Annotated in this window: 6 protein-coding genes; 2 read left to right on the forward strand and 4 right to left on the reverse strand. The window is 73.2% G+C overall.

What is annotated here, in order from left to right:
* Positions 1–25: 25 nt before the first annotated feature.
* A complete protein-coding gene (gene erpA, locus ACFUK0_RS31450; protein ID WP_266323909.1) occupies positions 26–379 on the reverse strand; it encodes an iron-sulfur cluster insertion protein ErpA in 354 nt (117 codons plus the stop codon).
* Positions 380–600: 221 nt separating this feature from the next.
* Here erpA and ACFUK0_RS31455 point away from each other — a divergent pair, with 221 nt between their 5' ends.
* A complete protein-coding gene (locus ACFUK0_RS31455; protein ID WP_380255881.1) occupies positions 601–1,470 on the forward strand; it encodes a GNAT family N-acetyltransferase in 870 nt (289 codons plus the stop codon).
* A gap of 32 nt (positions 1,471–1,502) precedes the next feature.
* Here ACFUK0_RS31455 and ACFUK0_RS31460 read toward each other — a convergent pair whose 3' ends face one another.
* The 3 genes from ACFUK0_RS31460 to ACFUK0_RS31470 all read right to left on the reverse strand — a co-directional run bounded on the left by ACFUK0_RS31460 (position 1,503) and on the right by ACFUK0_RS31470 (position 4,565).
* Positions 1,503–2,870, reverse strand: a complete 1,368-nt coding sequence (locus ACFUK0_RS31460) for a pyridoxal phosphate-dependent decarboxylase family protein (protein WP_380255882.1) — start codon at positions 2,868–2,870, stop codon at positions 1,503–1,505.
* Between the two features lie 188 nt (positions 2,871–3,058).
* The gene (locus ACFUK0_RS31465) at positions 3,059–3,523 is read right to left on the reverse strand and encodes an Lrp/AsnC family transcriptional regulator (RefSeq protein ID WP_380255883.1); all 465 of its coding nucleotides are present in this window, start codon (positions 3,521–3,523) and stop codon (positions 3,059–3,061) included.
* 115 nt (positions 3,524–3,638) lie between these two features.
* Positions 3,639–4,565, reverse strand: a complete 927-nt coding sequence (locus ACFUK0_RS31470; RefSeq protein WP_380255884.1) for an NADP-dependent oxidoreductase — start codon at positions 4,563–4,565, stop codon at positions 3,639–3,641.
* Positions 4,566–4,771: 206 nt separating this feature from the next.
* On the opposite strand from ACFUK0_RS31470, the gene nadA reads away from it, so the two are divergent.
* A complete protein-coding gene (nadA, locus tag ACFUK0_RS31475) occupies positions 4,772–5,953 on the forward strand; it encodes a quinolinate synthase NadA (RefSeq protein WP_380255885.1) in 1,182 nt (393 codons plus the stop codon).
* Positions 5,954–6,000 lie beyond the last annotated feature (47 nt).

Below are 6,000 nucleotides of genomic sequence, written 5' to 3' on the forward strand. Positions count from 1 at the left end.
GCCTCGGCGCTCGCGCGCGGTCCTGCTAGCTGAACGAGTCGCCGCAGGCGCAGGAGCCGGTGGCGTTCGGGTTGTCGATCGTGAAGCCCTGCTTCTCGATGGTGTCCACGAAGTCCACGGTGGCGCCGCCGAGGTACGGGGCGCTCATCCGGTCGGTGACGACCTTGACGCCGTCGAAGTCCTTGAGCACGTCGCCGTCGAGCGAGCGCTCGTCGAAGAACAGCTGGTAGCGCAGGCCGGAGCAGCCGCCGGGCTGGACGGCGACGCGAAGCGCCAGGTCCTCGCGGCCTTCCTGCTCCAGCAGGCCCTTCACCTTGGCCGCAGCGGCATCGGTAAGGAGCAGACCACTCTCGACGGTGGTCTCGTCCTGGACGGTCATCTGGATACTCCCGGTCGTTGACGACGATCTGCCGCCAGTACCAACCAGCGGCCACCCGGATTCATTTCCCGGGCGGTGGTTCATTCAGTGGTTCTGCGGGGAGACACGCTCGCCTCCCGTACACCCACCTTCCCCATGCTCGCACACCCGCAGGCCCAGGTCATCGCCCGATCCGCGCGAACCACCCCCGCCGGGCGGCTCGGATTGCCAGGATTGGCGGCATGATCCTTCGCCGGGTGCAAGACACTGCCGCCGACGCCGAGACCGTACGGAAGATCGCCCACAGCGCCTTCGAGGAGCTGCCCGGGCCCGCCCCCGCGCCCCGGGGGCAGGCGGGAACGGCACGGCAGTGGGCCAGGACCAGGCACCTGGCCCGGACGGACCCGGAGGGCTGCTGGATCGCGGAGCACGACGGGGAGGCGGTCGGCACGGTGCTGTCGCTGCGCCGCGAGGGAGTGTGGATCCTGGCGCTGTTCGCGGTGCTGCCGGGGGCCCAGGGCCAGGGGGTCGGGCGGCTGCTGCTGGAGCGCGCGGCGGCGCACGGCCGGGGCTGCCTGCGCGGGCTGCTGTGCGCCTCGCCCTCCCCCGCGGCGGCCCGGCGCTACCGGCGGGCCGGGTTCACCCTGCACCCCGCGATGGTGCTCAGCGGCCCGGTGGACCGCTCGGGCCTGCTGGACCCGGGCGACATCCCGGTGCACCCCGGCGGCGCGGTGCACCGGCACCTGCTGGACTCGGTGGACCGCCGGGTCCGGGGTGCGGCGCACGGGCCCGACCACGAGTTCATGCTCGCCCACTACGACGAGCTGCTGATCGCCGACACCCTGGCGGGCAGCGGCTACTGCTACCGGGACGGCGGCGAGGTCAAGCTGCTGGCCGCGACGTCCAAGCGGATCGCCACCCGGCTGCTGCGGGAGGCCCTGGCCCGGGTGCCCGACGGCGAGGAGGCCCGGGTGGAGTTCCTCACCGCCGAGCAGGAGTGGGCCGTGGACGTGGGCCTGGAGGTGCGGCTGCGCCTGGAGACCCGGGGCTATCTCGCCGTGCGCGGGATGCGCCCGCCGGCGCCGTACCTGCCGAGCGGCGGGTTCCTGTAGTCCCGCGCCGTCCGGTCCTGCGCCGTCCGGTCCTACGCCATCGTGTCGAGGATCTCGCGGACCATCTCCATGGTGGTGCCCGGGTGCAGGAAGGCGAACCGGGCGACGGTCTCGCCGTCCCAGCCGGTGGGCGTGACGAAGCCGATCTGGTCGGCGAGCAGCTGCTGCGACCAGCGGTAGTAGTCCTCGCCGGTCCAGCCCTTGCGGCGGAAGCAGACGGCGGACAGCTGCGGGTCCTGCAGCAGCTCCAGGTGCCCGGCCTCGCGGATCACCTGGGCCGTGTCGCGGGCGAGGCGCAGGCCCTCCTCGATCGCGTCGGTGTACGCCTGGGTGCCGTGCACGGCGAGCGAGAACCAGAGCGGCAGCCCGCGGGCGCGGCGGGTGAGGTGGTAGGCGTAGTCGGTGGGGTTCCACTCGTCGCCCTCGGTGTGCAGGACGTCCAGGTAGGAGGCGTCCTGGGTGTGCACGGCACGGGCCAGCTGCGGGTTGCGGTAGAGCAGCGCGGCGCAGTCGAAGGGGGCGAACAGCCACTTGTGCGGGTCGACGACGAAGGAGTCGGCGTGCTCGATGCCGTTGTAGCGCTCGCGGACGGAGGGCGCGAACAGGCCCGCGCCGCCGTAGGCGCCGTCCACGTGGAACCACAGGCCGCGCTCGCGGGTGACCTCGGAGAGGCCCTGCAGGTCGTCGACGATGCCCTCGTTGGTGGTGCCGGCGGTGCCGACCACGGCGATGACCGTCTCGGGGTGGGGGTCGGCCGCGAGGGCGGCGCGCAGCGCCTCGCCGGTGAAGCGGCGGTCGACGGTGGGGACGACGAACGCCTCGACGCCGATGATGTTGAAGGTGTTCTTGACCGAGGAGTGCACCTGGTCGGCGACGGCGATCCGCAGGGTGGCCTCCCGGCCCACGCCGAGCCGGCGGCGGGCGGTGTCGCGGGCGACCACGAGCGCGGACAGGTTGCCGGCCGAGCCGCCGGAGACGAAGGTGCCGCCGGCCGACTCGGGCAGGCCGGCCCGGTCGGCGATCAGCCGCAGCACCTGGTTCTCGGCGGCGATCGCGCCCGCCGCCTCCAGCCAGGAGATGCCCTGCAGGGAGGCGCAGGAGACCACCATGTCGAAGAGCAGCGCGGCCTTGGTCGGGGCGCACGGGATGAAGGACAGGTAGCGCGGGCTGTCGGCGGAGATCACCGCGCGGGACAGCTCGTGGTCGTACAGCTTGAGCACGTCGGCGGGGTTGTTGCCGGTGGCGTTCAGCAGGCCGGCCAGCGAGGCGCGCAGGTGCTCGCCGTCGCCGGGGTGGTCGAGCGGCACCGGGTCGTACTGCAGCCGCTCGCGCATGTAGTCGAATACCAGGTCGACCAGCTCGGTGTCGGGCCGGTGCATGCGGTGGGGGGCTGCGGACACGGGGGTCCCTCTCGGCTGCGAGGTGTCGGGGAGGTCCGGGGGCTCGCGCGGACGGGGCGCGGCGGGCCGGATGTGATCAGCCTAGGCAGCACCGGGGCGGGGCCGCGCGTCCGAACGCGGCCGGTGGGGCAGCTATCGGGCGTGTTCGGCGGGCCCGGCGCAGGATTCCTGCGCCGGGCGGAGCGGCGCTAGCCGATCAGCCGGGAGAGCACGACGGAGCTGCGGCTGCGCTGGACGCCCGGCTCCTTGCGGATCCGCTCGATGACGGCCTCCAGGTGCCGGGTGTCGGCGGCCCGCAGGTGCACGAGGGCGTCGGCGTCGCCGGTGACCGTCCAGGCGGCGGCCACCTCGGGGAACTGGCGCAGGCTGGCGAGGATCTCCTCCGGCGCGGTGCGCTCACGGCAGTAGACCTCGACGAAGGCCTCGGTCTGCCAGCCGAGCAGGGCGGGGTCGAGGACGACGGTGAAGCCGCGGACGACGCCGCGGGCCCGCAGCCGGTCGATGCGCCGGCGCACCGCGGTCGCCGAGAGGTTCACCAGCAGCCCGATCTCGGCGTACGAGGCGCGGCCGTCACGGCCGAGCCGGGCCAGCAGCAGCCGGTCGGTCTCGTCGAGGGAGGCCCCGCCCGGCCCGGGCGGTCGGCTGGTGCTCATCGGTGCGGGGCTCCACTGGTCGTACGGGGTGCTGGGCGGTGATCCACAGAAACGGTTCACCGCCCATTCTGGCCGATAGCGGACGAGTGGACGGGCCGGGGTGCCCGGCCCGTGCTCAGTCGACCAGCAGCACGATCTTCCCCCGGGTGCGGCCCTCCGCGCTGAGGGCCTGGGCGGAGGCGGCCTGGGCCAGCGGGAAGGTGGAGGCGACGGTCACGGTGAGGCTGCCCTCGTCGGCCAGCCGGGCGAGGGCGGCGAGGTCCTCGGCGTCCGGGCGGCACCAGACGTAGTGGCCGCCGTGGGCGACGACGCCGTAGTCGGCGATCGAGGCGATCCGCGCGGGGTCCGCGACCAGGGTGGCCGAGACCGCGACGGCGTCGCCGCCGACCAGGTCGAGGGCGGCGTCCACGCCGCCGGGGGCGAGCGCCCGGACCCGGTCGGCCAGGCCCTCGCCGTACTCGACCGGCTCGGCGCCGAGCCCGCGCAGGTAGTCGTGGTTGCGGGTGCCGGCCGTGCCGATGACCCGGGCACCGAGGGCCACCGCGATCTGGACGGCGAGGTGGCCGACGCCCCCGGCGGCGGCGTGCACCAGTACCGTCTCGCCGGACCGTACCCGCAGCGCCCGGACCAGGGCCTGGTAGGCGGTGAGCCCGGCCAGCGGCAGCCCGCCGGCCTGGGCCCAGTCCAGCGCGGACGGCTTGCGGGCCAGGGTGCGGACGGGCGCGGAGACCAGCTCGGCGTACGTGCCGTGCTCGACGCTGTCCTTGCGGACGTAGCCGATCACCTCGTCGCCGGCCGCGAACTCGGTGACGGCTCCGCCGACGGCGCGCACCACACCGGCCAGGTCCCAGCCCATCACGAGCGGGAAGTGCGCGTCCAGGATGCCGTCGAGGTGCCCCTCGCGGACCTTCCAGTCGACCGGGTTCACCCCCGCCGCCCGGACGTGTACGAGGACCGAGTCAGGCCCGAGCTTCGGGTCCGGCAGGTCGGTGAACTCGACGACCTCGGGGCCGCCGTACTGCCTGATCGCGATTGCCTTCATCCTGCCAGCCAACCAGCCGGGGCCGCCGATCGCTCCCCGGGCCACGCCGGGCGGGTGCCGGGAAGACTCCGCTTGGTCGAGCGGTTCTGATCACATCGACAGGACGGACATCGTCAAGGTGACGCTAACCGGGTTATGATAGATAACGTCAGATAGACGAGAAGGCCGCTTCGACGGACCCGGCCGCACCAGGAGGGCACTCGCCCGTGACCACCACCACTGAGACCTACGGCGTCGACCCCAGTCCGACGCCGCTCGCCCTGCTGCTGCTCGGCCGTGAGGCCGACCCCGGCAGCGAGCGCGGCGTCGAGTGCCCCGGCGACCTCCCCGCCGCCTCCGACCCCGGCCTCGTCGAGCGCGCCCGCAGGGCCAAGGCCGCGCTGGGAGAGCGCGTCTTCATCCTCGGGCACCACTACCAGCGGGACGAGGTCATCGAGTTCGCGGACGTCACCGGCGACTCGTTCAAGCTCGCCCGGGACGCCGCCGCCCGCCCGGAGGCCGAGTTCATCGTCTTCTGCGGCGTGCACTTCATGGCCGAGTCCGCGGACATCCTGACCGGCCCGGCCCAGCAGGTCATCCTGCCGGACCTCGCGGCCGGCTGCTCGATGGCCGACATGGCCACCGCCGAGCAGGTCGCCGAGTGCTGGGACGTCCTCACCGACGCCGGCATAGCCGACGTCACCGTCCCGGTCTCGTACATGAACTCCTCCGCCGACATCAAGTCCTTCACCGGCAGGCACGGCGGCACCATCTGCACCTCCTCCAACGCGGAGCGGGCCCTGGAGTGGGCCTTCGAGCAGGGGGAGAAGGTGCTCTTCCTGCCGGACCAGCACCTGGGCCGCAACACCGCCGTGCGCGAGATGGGCATGTCGCTGGACGACTGCGTGCTCTACAACCCGCACAAGCCGAACGGCGGCCTCACCGTCGAGCAGCTGCGCAACGCCAGGATGATCCTCTGGCGCGGCCACTGCTCGGTGCACGGGCGGTTCTCGGTCGACTCGGTGAACGACGTCCGCGCGCGCATCCCCGGCGTGACGGTGCTGGTGCACCCCGAGTGCAAGTACGAGGTCGTCTCGGCCGCCGACATGGTGGGCTCCACGGAGTACATCATCAAGGCCCTGGACGCGGCCGAGCCCGGCTCCAAGTGGGCCATCGGCACCGAGCTGAACCTCGTCCGCCGGCTCGCCAAGGCGCACCCGGACAAGGAGATCGTCTTCCTGGACCGGGCCGTCTGCTTCTGCTCGACCATGAACCGGATCGACCTGCCGCACCTGGTCTGGACGCTGGAGTCGCTGGTCGAGGGCCGCGTCCCGAACGTGATCACCGTCGACGCGGAGACCGAGAAGTACGCCAAGGCCGCGCTGGACCGCATGCTGGCCCTGCCGTAGCCGGACGGCCGGGCACGGATAAGGGCGGGCACCCCCGAGGGCGTGCC

This window comes from Kitasatospora sp. NPDC057223, assembly GCF_042669755.1.
GTDB lineage: Bacteria > Actinomycetota > Actinomycetes > Streptomycetales > Streptomycetaceae > Kitasatospora.